This is a genomic window from Actinomadura sp. 7K507 (assembly GCF_004348425.1).
Taxonomy (GTDB): domain Bacteria; phylum Actinomycetota; class Actinomycetes; order Streptosporangiales; family Streptosporangiaceae; genus Spirillospora.
In genome coordinates this window covers 1-14,167 of sequence record NZ_SMKK01000239.1, presented here as the reverse complement: position 1 = coordinate 14,167, position 14,167 = coordinate 1, and the positions used below count along the sequence as shown (strand labels likewise).

Below are 14,167 nucleotides of genomic sequence, written 5' to 3'. Positions count from 1 at the left end.
ACCCCGCCGACCCGGGCACCCACCCCGGCCTCGGCAGACCCGACTGGGAACGCCCCCTGCGCCGCCTCGCCGCCCGCCACCAGGTCCTCGCCATCGAGATCATCGACCCCCGCGAACTCGACCTCCCCGACGTCGGCCTCGTCGAAATGACCGACCCCGAGACCGGAACCGTCCACGAGATCGTCCTCAACCGCCGGGTCCGCGAAAAGTACGCCGCAGCGGCCGCCGCCCAACGCGAACGCACCAGCGAGGCCATGCGCCGCAGCGGCGCCCACCACCTCGTCCTGCGCACCGACCGCGACTGGATCACCGACATCGCCCGCTTCGCCCTCCGCCAGCGCCGCGCCGCAGGCAGGTCCGTCGAGCGGAGCTCGTCCGTTGAACGGCGGGGGGCTGGCGGACGGTCCGCTACTACAGCGGGAGCGCGCCAATGACCTTCCTGTCACCCGAACGCCTCTGGCTCCTCGGCATCCTGCCGCTCCTCGGCGCGGCCTACGTGCTGCTGCAGATGCGCCGCGGCCGGCACGCCGTCCGCTTCACCAACCTCGCCCTGCTGTCGCAGGTCGCGCCCAGACGACCGGGCTGGCGCAGGCACGTCGCCGCCGCCCTCTTCCTCGTCATGATCACCTTCATGATGGTCGGATTCGCGCGCCCCGCGGACTCGGTCAAAGTCCCCCGCGACCGCGCCACCATCATGGTCGCCGTCGACGTCTCCCTGTCCATGATGGCCAGGGACGTCTCCCCCAGCCGCTTCGAAGCCGCCAAGGCCGCCGCCAAGAAGTTCATCGGCGAGCTCCCCGAACGCTTCAACGTCGGCGTCATCGGCTTCGCCGGCAACGCCAACCTCGTCGCCGCGCCGTCCGCCGACCGCTCCGCCGCCATCGCCTCCCTCGACCAGCTCGCCCTGGCCAAGCGCACCGCCATCGGCGAGGCCGTGTTCACCTCGCTGCAGGCCGTCCGGTCCTTCGACGCCGAAGCCCGCCAGGACCCGCCGCCCGCCCACATCGTCCTGCTGTCCGACGGGGACAACACCACCGGGCGCACCGTCCAGGAGTCCATCGACGCCAGCCGCGTCGCCCAGGTGCCCGTCTCCACCATCGCCTTCGGCACCCCCTACGGCACCGTCGACATAGAGGGCGAGACCACCAGCGTCTCGGTCAACAAGGAGACCCTGCGCGCCCTCGCCGACAGCACCGAGGGCAAGGCCTACGAGGCCGCCGACGCCGGCCAGCTCCGCGAGGTCTACACCAACATCGGAAGCTCACTCGGCTTCGAGATCGAGCACCAGGACGTCGCCGCCCGCTACATCGGCATCGCGCTGCTGTTCGCGCTGGCCGCCGGCGGAGCCTCGCTCGCCTGGTTCTCCCGCCTGCCCTGACGGCGCCGGTACCCGCCGAACGCTGATACGGTCGGCCGACGTGGGGGAACACTACTTCGCCGAACGGCCGGACGCCGCCACCCGCCGCCGTTCCGTCGACCTCGTCCTGCCCGACCTGCACCTGCGGCTGGACACCGACAGCGGCATGTTCTCCCCCGACCGCGTCGACCCCGGCACCCGCATCCTCCTCGAAACCGCGCCCAGCCCACCCGAGGCCGGTGACCTCCTCGACCTCGGCTGCGGCTACGGCCCGATCGCCCTCACCCTGGCCACCCGGTCGCCGCAGGCGACGGTTTGGGGAGTGGATGTGAATCAACGGGCCGTAACGCTCGGTGAGGGCAATGCCCGAGCCGTCGGCCTTGACAATGTAAGGTTCAAGCTGGTGGACGAGATCGCCCCCGGCCTCCGCTTCGCCGCGATCTGGTCCAACCCGCCGATCCGCATCGGCAAGACCGCCCTGCACGACCTGCTCCTCACCTGGCTCCCCCGCCTCACCCCCGGCGGGCTCGCCCACCTCGTCGTCCAGAAGCACCTCGGCTCCGACTCCCTCCAGCGGTGGCTGAACGGCCAGGGCTTCCCCACCGAGCGGATCGCCTCCCGGTCCGCCTACCGCGTCCTGCGCGTCGCGCCCCGCACGGAAGGCCGCACCCCATGACCACCCCCGGCCCCGCGCAAGGGCGAAGGCAACTGCGCCCCACCGACGTCAAACGCCTCAACCGCGACTGGCGGCGCCGCACCGACGCACGCCTCGGCCTCCTGGTCGAATCGGTCACCCAGCCGTTCAACGTGGGCTCCATCATCCGCAGCGCCGCCGTGTTCGGCGTCGAACACCTCTGGCTCGCCGGCAACTCCACTCCCCCGACCCACCGGAACGTCGCCAAGACCGCCCTCGGCACCGAGCGCCTCGTCCCCTGGGAACACGCCGGCACCTCCGCCGAAGCCGCGGACGCCGTCCGCAAGGAGGGCCTGCGCCTCGTCGCCGTCGAGCTCACCACCGACGCCGTCCCCCTGCACGAGGCGCCCCTCGGCGGCGACGTCTGCCTCGCCGTCGGCGGAGAGGACCACGGCTGCTCCCCGGCCCTGCTCGCCGCCGCCGACGCCGTCACCTACATCCCCCAGCTCGGACGCGTCGGCTCCCTCAACGTCGCCGTCGCCACCGCCGTCGCCCTCGCCGAGGCCCGCCGCCGCGAATGGAGCGACTGACCCGCAGGTCGTCCCGCACCCGGATCCGCCGCGGCGCCGCCGCGCGCTATGATCGCCGCGTGCAGTTCCTCATATACGCGTAGGACGCCCCCGCCGCCGCCATGAACGCGACGGCGGCATCAGGCGTCCCCGCACTCCGCCCCACCTGGGGCCTTCTTGAGGAACTCCCGTGACTGCGTCATACGCGGCCGTCCTGCGCACCCCGCACGCCTCCCGGACCTTCGCCCTGGCACTGCTGGGACGCCTGTCCTACGGGACGGTCTTCCTGTCCCTGACCCTGGCGTTCACCGCCTCCACCGGCTCCTACGCCCAAGCCGGCGGCCTCCTGGCCCTCCTCGGCCTCACCGTCTCCCTCCTGACACCCCTGCGCGCCGCCCTCATCGACAGGCACGGCCCACGGCGCACCCTGCCTCCGATGGCCGCCGCCTACGGCCTCGCCCTCGCTGCCCTGGCGGCCCTCACCTGGCGTCCCGGCGCCCCCGTAGAACTGCTGGCGGCCCTGACCGCCGCCGCCGGCGTCACCGCTCCCCCGATCGGCGTGGTCATGCGGACGCTCTGGAAGGGACTGCTGCGAGACGGCACCCTGCTCCAGCGTGCCTACAGCCTCGACACCGTCGCCGAGGAACTCGTGTTCGTCGCCGGCCCGCTCCTGGCGGGACTGCTGGCCGCCGTCGCCTCACCGTCCCTCGGAATCGCGGTCAGCGCCGTCCTGGTGGCCGTAGGCGCCCTCGGCCTGAGCACCTCCCCGGCGGCGCGCCCGCGGCCGCGGGCGGGCGGCCGCCACCGGACCCGGCGCGCACTCGCGATCCCCCTCGCCCCGGCCGCCGCCGCCGCGGCCACCGGCGCCGTCCTGGGCTCGACCGCCCTGCTCGCCGTGGCGTTCACCCGGCAGCACGACCAGCCCGCCGCGGTCGCCTGGGTGGAGGCCGCGCTCGCGGTCGGCAGCACCCTCGGCGGCCTCGCCTACGGCGCCGCCAGCCGGTCCTTCCCCGGACGCGGCAGCCTCGCCGCCCTCCTGTGCCCGCTCGGCGTCGCGCTGGCCGCCGCCGGTCTCGCGCCGTCCATCATCGTCCTGGCCGCACTGACATGCGCCGCCGGGCTCTTCATCGGCCCGGCCCTCACCAGCGCCTACCTCCTCGCCGACGCGGCCGCACCACCCGAGGCCCGGACACGCGCGCTCGCCTGGGTGAACACCGCCCTGAACCTCGGCGCGACCGGCGGGACGGCGGCGACCGGCGTGCTCCTGAACACGCTGCCGCTGCCGGCCTGCTACGCCCTGGCCGGGGCACCGGCCGTCCTGGCCGCGCTGCTCGTGCTCGTCTTGCCGGAACGGCAACGCGGTTTGTGGAACCGGACGGCCAAGACGCACCATCGGGGCATGGAGCACACCAACACCACCGACGAAGAGTTCTGGGACGGCCGCTACGGCGAGCACGAGCACATGTGGAGCGGCGAGCCCAACGCCGTCCTGGTCGAAGAGGCCGCCGGACTGACCCCCGGCACGGCCCTGGACCTCGGATGCGGCGAAGGCGCCGACGCCATCTGGCTCGCGGGCCGCGGATGGCGCGTCACCGCCGTCGACATCTCCGGCGTCGCCCTCGAACGCGCCGCCCGGCACGCCGGCGCCGCCGGCGTGACCGACCGCATCGACTGGCAGCGCCACGACCTCGCGTCCGCCTTCCCCGATGGCGTCTATGACCTGGTCTCCGCCGCGTTCCTGCACTCCCCCACCGAGGGCATGCCGCGTGAGGAGATCCTGCGCGCCGCCGCCGCGGCCGTCGCGCCCGGCGGAACGCTGCTCGTCATCGGACACGCCGGGCCACCGCCCTGGGACCCCGACGCCCATCCCCATGTGCACCTGCCCACGGCCAGCGAGCTCCTCCAGTCCCTGGAACTGCCCGGCGGCGAATGGGACGTGCTGCGCAGCGGCGAGCACGAACGCGTCCAGACCGCCCCCGACGGACGCGAGATGACCCGTACCGACAACGCCCTCATGCTCAGGCGCCGCACGAGTTGATCCGCTCGGGCCGATCCGCACGAGCCGATCCGCACGGGGACGGGTCAGGACGGGCGGGCGGTCCGCTCCATCAGCGCGCTGAACTCCTCCAGGGAGATCTTCCCGTCGCCGTTGGCGTCGGCGGCCACGACCACCTCGACGGCGCGGGTGCCGGTGATCTCCTCACCGAGCGCGGCCATCAGGTTCTTCAGCTCGTCCGTCGAGATGTACCCGTCGCCGTCGACGTCCACCAGCTCGAACGTCGCCCGGTAGTCGTTCACATCAGCCATGTGCGCACTCCCTCGGTGATAAGTTCGCGGGCCCGACCGTAGCAGCGGCCGTCCGGCCTGCGCCCTTTACGTAGTAAGGTTCAGTCGGGGCGGGCGGTCCGCCATAATCGTGCGGGTGCGCCGCTACGAGTTCCTCGACCATCCGGGGCCGATCGCCTTCGCCCACCGGGGCGGCGCGGGCGGCAGCCCGGAGAACTCCATGGCCGCGTTCCAGCGCGCCATCGACCTCGGCTACCGCTATCTGGAGACCGACGCCCACGCGACGGCCGACGGTGTCGTCGTCGCGTTCCACGACCGCACCCTGGACCGCGTCACCGACCGCACCGGCACCATCGCCCGGCTCCCCTACTCCGAGGTCGCCAAGGCCCGCATCGGCGGCACCGAGCCCATCCCCCGCCTTGAGGAGATCCTCGGCTCCTTCCCCGGCGCCCGCGTCAACATCGACATCAAGGACGCCCCCGCCATCGGCCCCCTGGCCGCCGCGCTGCACCGCGCCGACGCCTGGCACCGGGTGTGCATCACGTCCTTCTCCACCCGCCGGCTGGCCCAGATGCGGGCCCGGCTCCCCCTGTTCACCGACCGGGACGTGTGCACCGCCCTCGGCCCGCGCGGGGTGATGGCGCTGCGCGCCAAGTCCTACGGCGGCCCGGCCGCCAAGCTCATCCGGCTGGCCGACACCGGCGTCGCCTGCGCCCAGGTCCCCTACGGCCTGGGCCCCGTCCCGTTCGTCACCGAGTCGTTCATCGCCCGCGCGCACGAACTCGGCCTGCGCGTCCACGCCTGGACGGTCAACGAACCCGCCGACATGGAACGCCTCCTGGACCTCGGCGTCGACGGCATCATGACCGACGAGATCGTCGCCCTCCGCCGCATCATGACCACCCGCGGCCTCTGGCCCGGCACCGCTCCCACGTCCGGCTGACAGCCGCTCGCCTTCCTTCCGGAATCACCACGTACTCGATCCCATGTTCGACTACGCTGTGGAAGCGGTAGCATACACAACGCAATCAGCCGCGCGGCTCCGGAGGAATTCGACGTGCGTCCCATCAGTCCGACCGCCCGCCCACGCGACCTCGCCCGCGGAAGAGATCAAAGACGGCACCGAACCCCAGATCGAGGAGGCCCAGGCACCTCTCACGACACTGCCCAACACGCAGGCGCGGATGATGTTCAAGGAACTGGTGGATCACGTCGCCTATCGGAATGCGCCCGTCCGGCTCACGCGACGAGACAAGGTCATGGTCGGCATGGTCTCTGCTGAGGACTACGAACCTCTCATGGCCTACCGTGACGAGATGGCACGTCACCGCTCACTAGCGCCCGCCCCTCAGGACACGCCCGGCACTCCGACAGGTCAGCGACCGAAGCCCGGTCGCTGCTGACCCGGGGGCCGGTACTGCGCCGCGATCGGCAACGGCGGCTCCTGGCCTCGCGCGCCTTCCTCCACGGTGGGCAGTTCCGCTCCGGTCAGATCGAGCCGAGCGGACCGGGCCCGCCGCAACAACTCCAGGTCTTCGGCCGAGACGAGTCCCGCCACGGTCTTGCCATGGCGAGTGAGAACAACCTCCTCACCACCGTAGACGACCCGGTTGAGCAGCTCCGCGAAGATCTTCCGGGCCTTGGTCACCGCGATTTCCACGTCATTCATCCTATAGCGAACGCACCTTGCCCGACTCGCTCGGAGGGGCACCTAAAACGTACAGTATGTACATATCGATCAAGGAGGGACTCATGCGCGAGAACGCGGAGCCGAACCGGCCTGAGCGGCAGATGGAGACCTTTGTGGGACGGTCGCGGGCCAGTGTGGCGGAGATGCCGCGGCTGGCCGACGCGCAGCTCTACGAGCGGCTCCTGGGGCAGCGGATCGTGTTCCTCGGGACCGAGATCGACGACCAGGTCGCCAACCGGGTCAACGCGCAGCTGCTGCTGCTCGCGGCGCAGGACGCGCGGCGCGACATCACGGTCTACATCAACTCGCCCGGCGGGGTCGTCGACGCCGGGATGGCGATCTACGACATGATGCAGTTCGTCCCCAATGACATTTCCACGGTCGCGATGGGCATGGCAGCCTCCATGGGTCAGACGCTGCTGTGCTCCGGGACGACCGGGAAGCGGTACGCGCTGCGGCACGCGCGGGTGATGATGCACCAGCCGCACGGCGGGATCGGCGGCACCGCGTCCGACATCAAGATCCAGGCGGAGCAGTCGCTCTACCTCAAGCGGACCCTGGCGGAGCGGACGGCGTTCCACACCGGGCAGACGCTGGAGCAGATCGAGGCCGACGGGGACCGGGACGCATGGTTCACGGCGGACGAGGCGCGCGACTATGGTTTCGTCGACCACGTCATCGACAGCACCGACCGGGTGGGCACATGACACGCGCGGAAAGGCGCTACCTCGTTCCGGAGTTCGAGGAACAGACCAACTTCGGGCGCAAGGACACCAACCCCTACAACAAGCTGTTCGAGGACCGCATCGTCTTCCTCGGCGCGCCGGTGGACGACATCAGCGCCAACGACGTCACCGCGCAGCTGCTCGCGCTGGAGGGCATGGACTCCGACCGGCCCATCGCCCTGTACATCAACTCGCCGGGCGGGTCGCTGACGGCGATGCTGGCGATCTGCGACACCATGCGCTACGTCGCGCCGCCGATCGAGACGACCTGCGTCGGGCAGGCGGGGTCGGCGGCGGCGGTCCTGCTGGCGGCGGGCTCGCCGGGCCGGCGGGCGGCGCTGACCGGCGCGCGGATCCTGCTGCACGAGCCGGCGATCGAGGTGTCGCGCGGCTACACCACCGACCTGGACATCCAGGCCAGCGAGGTGCTGCGGCTGCGTGCGCAGACCGAGGCGATCGTGGCGGAGGCGACCGGCCGCGATCCCGAGACCGTCCGCGACGACCTGGACCGGGCGCGCTTCTTCACCGCCGCCGAGGCCAAGGACTACGGGCTGATCGACGAGGTCCTCACCTCCCGCAACTAGCGTCCGGGTGGGACGTTTCCTCCCGGTGGCCCGGCGCGGCCGGAAACAACAGGGTTGGATCATGCTGCGTGCGGGAATCTTTGTCATCGTGTTCAGCGTTGGTGAGGGCAAGACCGCAAGCCGTCTGGGAGGCACGTGACGATGGCCGAGCGCGCACTTCGCGGCACCCGACTCGGAGCGACGAGCTACGAGAACGATCGCAACACCGATCTCGCCCCTCGGCAAGAGGTGGACTACACCTGTACCAAGGGCCACCGGTTCACCGTGACGCTCGCCGCCGAGGCCGAGGTGCCGATGACCTGGGATTGCCGCAACTGCGGCGCCACGGCCCTGAGGGTGGACGGGGAACTGCCCCAAGCCAAGAAGGGCAAGCCGCCGCGTACCCACTGGGACATGCTCATGGAGCGCAGGACGGTCGAGGACCTGGAGGAGGTCCTGGCCGAGCGACTGGAGATCCTGCGAGCGGGGCGCAGGAAGTCCGCATGAGCGACTGAGATTTCGAGTGGGTCGGGCCCGTACCGGTGACGGTACGGGCCCGCCCCGTGTCCGGGCGCGTCCGAGTCGGGGTGCCGGAGGACGGTCAGCGTGTGCGGGGCAGGACGAGTCCGCTCTCGTAGGCGGCGACGACGGCCTGGACGCGGTCTCGGAGCCCGAGCTTGCGCAGGATGCGGCTGACGTGCGTCTTGACCGTCTCCTCCCCCACGACGAGGCGGCCGGCGATCTCGGCGTTGGTGAGGCCCCCGGCGACCAGGCGCAGCACGTCGATCTCGCGGGGCGTGAGGGTGTCCAGGACGCCCGTCCCCCGGGACGGCGGGCGTGGCCGCAGCCGGGCGAACTCGCCGATGAGGCGGCGGGTGACGGCCGGGGCGATCAGCGCCTCCCCCGCGGCGACGACCCGGACGGCGTCGAACAGCCGCTCGGCGGTGACGTCCTTGAGCAGGAAGCCGCTGGCGCCGGCGACCAGGGCGTCGTAGACGTGCTCGTCGAGGTCGAACGTGGTGAGGATCAGGATCCGGGGGGCGTCCGGCTCGGCGGTGATGCGGCGGGTGGCCTCGATGCCGTCCATGACGGGCATCCGCACGTCCATGAGCACGACGTCGGGCCGGTGCTCGCGGCAGGCGCGGACGGCGGCGGCGCCGTCGGCGGCGGTGGCGACGACGTCCAGGTCGGGCTGGGTGGCCAGCAGGGCGCCGAATCCGGCGCGGGCCACCTCCTGGTCGTCGGCCACCGCCACCCGGACGGTACCGGCGCCTGTCCCGGCTCCGCCGGTCATGGTGTCTCCGCGGACGGGAGCGTCGCCTCCACCAGGAAGCCGCCGAACGGGCCGGGACCCGTGCGCAGCTCCCCGCCGGCGGCCGCGGCGCGCTCGCGCATGCCGAGGACGCCGTGACCGGCGGGCACGGCGCCCGGGGCGGGCCCGGGGCCGTTGTCGCGGACGCCGACGCGCAGCGCGCCCGGCAGGTACTCGATCTCCACGTCGACGGCGGCTCCGGGGGCATGCCTGCGGGCGTTGGTGAGGGCCTCCTGGACGATGCGGTACGCGGCCAGCTCCAGGCCGGGGTCGAGGACCGCGACGCTTCCGCGCAGGATCAGCCGGACGTTCGCCGCGCCGGAGTCGCGGGTCTCGTCGACCAGGTCGAGGAGCTGCCGCAGGCCGGGCTGGGGCCGGCGGGCGGGTTCCCGGCCCTCGCCGGGCCCGGCGTCCTCGCGCAGCACGCCGAGCAGCCGCCGCATCTCGGTGAGGGCGGTCCGGGCGGTGTCACCGATCGCCAGCAGCCGCTCGGCGCCCTCGGCGGGCATTCCGGGGACGGCGAGGCGGGCGGTCTCGGCCTGGACGGAGATCATCGAGATGTGGTGGGCGACGACGTCGTGGAGCTCGCGGGCGATGCGGGCGCGCTCGCCGCGCGCGGTGTGCTCCAGCAGCGTGTTCTCGAACGCGCGCCGGGAGGCGTCCAGCTCGGCGGCCCGGGCGCGGCGCCCGGTGATCCTGCGGCGGACCAGCACCGTCCAGACGGTGATCAGCGCGGCCAGGGCGGCGACGGCGGCACCGCCGTGCAGGACGCACGCGGCGGCGGCCCCGGCGGTGATCGTGACGGCGGCGGCGGTGATCCGGTCCCGGGCCAGGACCAGCGGGAACGTCGCCGCCACGTCCACCAGGATCGCCAGGGACAGCACGGCGCCGGACCCGTGCGTACGCAGGACGGCCTCGGCGGCCCCCGCCAGTGCCAGGCACGCGCCCGCCGCCGGCCAGGGCCCGGGCCACCGCACCCGGCGCCACGCCGCGCGCCCGACCGCCCCCGCACCACCCGCCGCTCCGCCGCTCCGCCGCACGGTCGCCATTGTGGCGTGAACGGGGGCGCGGCGGCGTCCCTCCCCAGGGGGACGCCCGGTCCCCCGGTGCCGGGCACCGGAAACCGCTCCGCGGCGTGACGCCCCGAAGCCGCGGCGCTCCGTAGCCTTCCGGACCATGGAGGCAATCATCGAGGTCCGGGCCCTGCGCAAACGGTACGGCCCGAAGACGGCCGTGGACGATCTGTCGTTCACGGTCGCCCCGGGGCAGGTCACCGGGTTCGTCGGCCCGAACGGCGCCGGCAAGTCCACCACCATGCGGATGATCATGGGGCTGGACCGGCCCGACGCGGGCACGGCGCTCGTCGGCGGGAAACCGTACCGGTCGCTGCGGACGCCGCTGTGCCGCCTCGGCGCCATGCTGGACGCCTCGGCCGTGCATCCCGCACGCCGTGCCCGCGACCACCTGAAGTGGCTCGCACACGCCAACGGCCTGCCCGGCCGCCGGGTGGACGAGGTGATCGAGCTGGCGGGCCTGGCGAGCGCGGCGCGGCGCCGCGCGGGCGGGTTCTCACTCGGTATGCGGCAGCGGCTCGGGATCGCGGCGGCGCTGCTCGGCGACCCCCCGGTGCTGATGTTCGACGAGCCGGTCAACGGGCTGGACCCCGAAGGCATCACCTGGATCCGGGGACTGCTGCGGTCGCTGGCGGCCGAAGGGCGGGCGGTGCTGGTGTCCAGCCACCTGATGAGCGAGCTGGAGGGCGGCGCCGACCATCTGGTGGTGATCGGGCGCGGCCGGCTGATCGCCGACACCAGCGTCTCCGACCTGCTGGACGCCGCGTCCGGCGGGCGCGTCGAGGTGCGCACCTCCGAGCGGCAGCAGGCGATGACCGTCCTGGCGCGGGCCGGCGCGACCGTGACCGCCACGGGCCGCGACACGGTCACCGCCGCCGGCCTGGCCGCCGGGCGGATCATCGCGCTGCTCAACGAGGCGGGGGTGGGGTTCAGCGGCATCGCCGAGCACCGCGCGTCGCTGGAGGAGGCGTACATGGAGCTGACCAGGGACGCGGTGGAGTTCCGGGCCGTGGCCGGGCGGGAGGCCCCGTGACCGCGGCCACGTCGTACCGCAGCACGGTCCAGGCGGAGGCCCGCGACGGGTTCGGGCGGCTGCTGCTGGCCGAGTGGACCAAGCTGCGCACCGTCCCCCGCTGGGTGCTGACGCTCGTTGCGGCGGTCGCGCTGACGGTGCTGGTCGCGCTGCTGACGGCGGCGGGGAGCGCGTCGAGCGGCACCGGGGAGGGCACCGCCGACCCGGGCCGGGCGGAGATCTTCGACCAGGGGCACTTCACCTATCGTCCGCTGCCCGCGGAAGGCACGGTCGTCGCCCGCGTCACGTCCCAGGAGGGCGGCGGCGCGCAGGCGAAGGCGGGGCTGATGATCCGGGGCAGCACGGAGCGCGGCACCCCGTACGCGGCGCTGATGGTGACACCCGGGGACGGTGTCCGGCTGGAGACCGGCTACCGGGGAGACGGCGACGGCGGGGGGACGGGGGGCGCGCCGCGCTGGCTCCGGCTGACCCGCTCGGGCGCGACCGTGACGGGATACGAGTCGCCGGACGGGCGCGGCTGGCGCCGGGTCGGGTCGGTGCGGCTGGAGGGGCTGCCGGCGTCCGCGCCGGCGGGCATGTTCGTCGCCGCCCCCGACAGGACGGTGGTGGAGAGGCAGTTCGGCGCCGAGAGCGTCTCCTCAGAGCCGGCCGACACCACCGCGACCTTCGACCACGTGTCGGTGTCCCCGGCGCAGCCGGGCGCGGTGTGGCGCGACCGGGGCGCTCCGGGCGGTCCCGGGGACCCGGGCGGCCACGGCCGCACGCAGTCGGGCGGGACGTTCACGCTGTCGGGGTACGGCGACATCGGGCCCAACGCGTTCGCCGACGACCTCACCAGGACCATCCTCACCGGCGTACTCATCGGCCAGACCGCGATCGTCGCGCTGGCGGTGCTGTTCGTGACGGCCGAGTACCGGCGCGGGACGCTGCGCACGACGTTCGCGGCGAGCCCGCGCCGCGGCCGGGTGCTGGCCGCCAAGGGGATCGTCGTCGGGGCGGTGTCGCTGGCGGCGGGACTGGCCGCCGCGTTCGGCGCCATGCTGCTGTCCGGGCCGCTGCTGCGCTCGAACGGCGTGGCACCACCACCGCTGTGGGACGCGACGGTGCTGCGGGCGGTCCTTGGCACGGCGGCGCTGCTCGGCGTGATCGCCGTGTTCGCCATGGCGGTCGCGGTGATCGTGCGCCGCAGCGCGCCGGCGATCACGTTGGTGCTGCTGCTGTTGCTCGTCCCGCAGATCATGGCGACGGGGCTGCCGCTCTCGGCGGCGCGGTGGCTGGAACGCCTGACCCCGGCGGCGGGGTTCGCGGTCCAGCAGACGGTGGCGCGGTACGACCAAGCGATCGGGCCGTGGGCCGGGTTCGCGGTGCTGTGCGCGTACACGGCGGCGGCGCTGGCGGCGGCGCTCTATCTGGTCAGGCGGCGTGACGCGTGAGCGCGGTCCATGCGGAGTGGACGAAGCTGCGGACGCTGCCGAGCACGATGTGGCTGCTGGCGGCGCTGGCGGGGATCACCGTGGCGGCCGGGGTCGCGGTGACCGGTGCGGTCGACACCTCGAACTGCCCGAGCCCCGCCGGCTGCCGGGAGGACACGCCGAAGCTGGCGCTGTCGGGCGTGCAGGTCGGGCAGGTCGCCGCGGTCGTGCTGGGCGTGCTGGCGGTCGGCGGCGAGTACGCCACCGGGACGATCGCCGCGACGTTCGCGGCGGTCCCGCGCCGCGGCGCCGTCCTGGCGGCGAAGGCCGCCGTCGTCGCGGCCGCGGTGGCGGCGTCCGGGTCGGCCGGGGTGCTGGCGTCGCTGGCGGCGGGGCGGGGCATCCTGCCCGGCAACGGGTTCACGGCCGCGAACGGCCACCCTCCGCTGTCGCTGCTGGACGGCTCCACGGCGCGGGCGGCGGCCGGGACCGTCCTGTACCTGGTGCTGGTGGCGTTGCTGGGCCTCGGCGTGGGCACGGCGGTGCGGGAGCAGGCGGCGGCGATCACGGCCGTGCTGGCGCTGCTGTGGCTCGTCCCGGTCGTCACCCGGCTCGTCGGCGACGCGCGGTGGCAGGAGCGGCTGGAGAAGTTCGCGCCGATGCCGGCGGGGCTGGCCGTGCAGGCGACCCGCGACCTGGACCGGCTACCGATCGGGCCGTGGGCGGGGCTGGGCGTGCTGGCCTGCTACGCGGGGGCGGCGCTGCTGGCGGGCGGCGTCCTGCTCGCCGCGCGGGACGCGTGAGGGGCCGTCAGGTGCGGGACGTCGGGTCCTCGCCGTGGGCGGTCTCGTCGTCGATGACCTCGCCGCGGACCACGGGCCCGGGAGGCGTCTCCACCCGTTCCGGTCCAGGCCGCCGACCGAACGGGTCGAATCCGGCGCCCCCGAATCCGGCACCCCCGGCGCCGCCGAAGCCCGGCGGCGGGAACATCGCGGCGCGCGCCTCGGCGGCCCGCATCCGCCGCGCCGCGAACGCCGACAGCGCCCGGCGCGGCAGCGGCCGGGTGAACGGCAGCACCAGCAGGGCGGCAAGCAGGTCGGTGCCGAACCCGGGAAGCATCAGCAGCACCCCGCCGGCCATGACCAGCGCCGCGTCGCCGAGTTCCCGCTCGTGCAGGACGCCGCTGCGGAGGGTCTCGTGGAGCGCGCCCGAGGCGCGGCGGCCCTCCCGCCGGATGATCCAGGCGCCGAGGACCGCCTGGGCGGCCAGCAGCCCCGCAGTCGGCCAGAACCCGATCATCTGGCCGACCTGGATCAGCACGTAGATCTCCAGGACCGGCACCAGCACGAACGCCAGGACGATCAGCAGCGGCAGCATGGCTCCATCTTCGGGTCGTTGAAAGCCTCACCATGTACAACGCCACGGCGGCCCCGTTCGTTTCCCCGGCGGGAGCCTCGATTCGGCGGGCCGGCGCGATCCGGCGTGCCGGAGGGGTTCTGCGGGCCGGAGGGGG

The 14,167-nt window shown here is 73.6% G+C and carries 16 protein-coding genes and 1 pseudogene; 12 read left to right on the top strand and 5 right to left on the bottom strand.

Annotation, left to right across the window (positions count from 1 at the left end):
• The 5 genes and pseudogenes from E1285_RS36745 to E1285_RS46935 form a co-directional block, all read left to right on the top strand.
• A pseudogene (locus E1285_RS36745) lies at positions 1–434 on the top strand (hypothetical protein); the annotation flags it as partial.
• A complete protein-coding gene (locus E1285_RS36740) occupies positions 431–1,378 on the top strand; it encodes a VWA domain-containing protein (protein WP_132159200.1) in 948 nt (315 codons plus the stop codon). The pseudogene E1285_RS36745 and the gene E1285_RS36740, both read left to right, overlap by 4 nt.
• A gap of 40 nt (positions 1,379–1,418) precedes the next feature.
• Positions 1,419–2,033, top strand: a complete 615-nt coding sequence (locus E1285_RS36735) for a methyltransferase (protein WP_132159199.1) — start codon at positions 1,419–1,421, stop codon at positions 2,031–2,033.
• On the top strand, positions 2,030–2,581 hold the full coding sequence (locus E1285_RS36730) for a TrmH family RNA methyltransferase (RefSeq protein WP_132159198.1): 552 nt from the start codon (positions 2,030–2,032) through the stop codon (positions 2,579–2,581). Before E1285_RS36735 ends, E1285_RS36730 begins: the two co-directional genes overlap by 4 nt.
• A 169-nt stretch (positions 2,582–2,750) precedes the next feature.
• Entirely contained in the window at positions 2,751–4,598 is a 1,848-nt protein-coding gene (locus E1285_RS46935) for an MFS transporter (protein ID WP_207947089.1), read from the top strand.
• A gap of 44 nt (positions 4,599–4,642) precedes the next feature.
• Here E1285_RS46935 and E1285_RS36715 read toward each other — a convergent pair whose 3' ends face one another.
• On the bottom strand, positions 4,643–4,867 hold the full coding sequence (locus tag E1285_RS36715) for an EF-hand domain-containing protein (RefSeq protein ID WP_132159197.1): 225 nt from the start codon (positions 4,865–4,867) through the stop codon (positions 4,643–4,645).
• Between the two features lie 109 nt (positions 4,868–4,976).
• Between E1285_RS36715 and E1285_RS36710 the strand changes: the two genes are divergently transcribed.
• Complete coding sequence (locus tag E1285_RS36710; RefSeq protein WP_132159196.1) at positions 4,977–5,789, top strand: glycerophosphodiester phosphodiesterase; 813 nt, start codon at positions 4,977–4,979, stop codon at positions 5,787–5,789.
• Between the two features lie 432 nt (positions 5,790–6,221).
• Here E1285_RS36710 and E1285_RS36700 read toward each other — a convergent pair whose 3' ends face one another.
• Entirely contained in the window at positions 6,222–6,515 is a 294-nt protein-coding gene (locus tag E1285_RS36700; RefSeq protein ID WP_132159194.1) for a type II toxin-antitoxin system Phd/YefM family antitoxin, read from the bottom strand.
• A gap of 164 nt (positions 6,516–6,679) precedes the next feature.
• On the opposite strand from E1285_RS36700, the gene E1285_RS36695 reads away from it, so the two are divergent.
• The 3 genes from E1285_RS36695 (at position 6,680) to E1285_RS36685 (ending at position 8,331) form a co-directional block, all read left to right on the top strand.
• The gene (locus E1285_RS36695; RefSeq protein ID WP_165966913.1) at positions 6,680–7,243 is read left to right on the top strand and encodes an ATP-dependent Clp protease proteolytic subunit; all 564 of its coding nucleotides are present in this window, start codon (positions 6,680–6,682) and stop codon (positions 7,241–7,243) included.
• The gene (locus E1285_RS36690; RefSeq protein WP_132159193.1) at positions 7,240–7,845 is read left to right on the top strand and encodes an ATP-dependent Clp protease proteolytic subunit; all 606 of its coding nucleotides are present in this window, start codon (positions 7,240–7,242) and stop codon (positions 7,843–7,845) included. The genes E1285_RS36695 and E1285_RS36690 overlap by 4 nt, the downstream gene beginning before the upstream one ends.
• A 141-nt stretch (positions 7,846–7,986) precedes the next feature.
• On the top strand, positions 7,987–8,331 hold the full coding sequence (locus E1285_RS36685) for an RNA polymerase-binding protein RbpA (protein WP_132159203.1): 345 nt from the start codon (positions 7,987–7,989) through the stop codon (positions 8,329–8,331).
• 94 nt (positions 8,332–8,425) lie between these two features.
• On the opposite strand, the gene E1285_RS36680 is transcribed toward E1285_RS36685, so the two are convergent.
• Positions 8,426–9,118 (bottom strand): response regulator transcription factor, encoded by a 693-nt coding sequence (locus tag E1285_RS36680; protein ID WP_132159192.1) that lies wholly within the window; start codon positions 9,116–9,118, stop codon positions 8,426–8,428.
• Positions 9,115–10,176 (bottom strand): sensor histidine kinase, encoded by a 1,062-nt coding sequence (locus E1285_RS36675; protein ID WP_207947088.1) that lies wholly within the window; start codon positions 10,174–10,176, stop codon positions 9,115–9,117. Before E1285_RS36675 ends, E1285_RS36680 begins: the two co-directional genes overlap by 4 nt.
• Before the next feature lie 136 nt (positions 10,177–10,312).
• Here E1285_RS36675 and E1285_RS36670 point away from each other — a divergent pair, with 136 nt between their 5' ends.
• The 3 genes from E1285_RS36670 to E1285_RS36660 are packed head-to-tail and all read left to right on the top strand — an operon-like array spanning position 10,313 to position 13,457.
• A complete protein-coding gene (locus E1285_RS36670; protein ID WP_132159190.1) occupies positions 10,313–11,242 on the top strand; it encodes an ATP-binding cassette domain-containing protein in 930 nt (309 codons plus the stop codon).
• Positions 11,239–12,675, top strand: coding sequence for an ABC transporter permease subunit (locus E1285_RS36665; RefSeq protein WP_132159189.1), 1,437 nt, complete (start codon positions 11,239–11,241; stop codon positions 12,673–12,675). The genes E1285_RS36670 and E1285_RS36665 overlap by 4 nt, the downstream gene beginning before the upstream one ends.
• Complete coding sequence (locus E1285_RS36660) at positions 12,672–13,457, top strand: ABC transporter permease (protein WP_243723298.1); 786 nt, start codon at positions 12,672–12,674, stop codon at positions 13,455–13,457. The genes E1285_RS36665 and E1285_RS36660 overlap by 4 nt, the downstream gene beginning before the upstream one ends.
• 7 nt (positions 13,458–13,464) lie before the next feature.
• On the opposite strand, the gene E1285_RS36655 is transcribed toward E1285_RS36660, so the two are convergent.
• The gene (locus E1285_RS36655) at positions 13,465–14,031 is read right to left on the bottom strand and encodes an FxsA family protein (protein ID WP_243723297.1); all 567 of its coding nucleotides are present in this window, start codon (positions 14,029–14,031) and stop codon (positions 13,465–13,467) included.
• Positions 14,032–14,167: the final 136 nt, after the last annotated feature.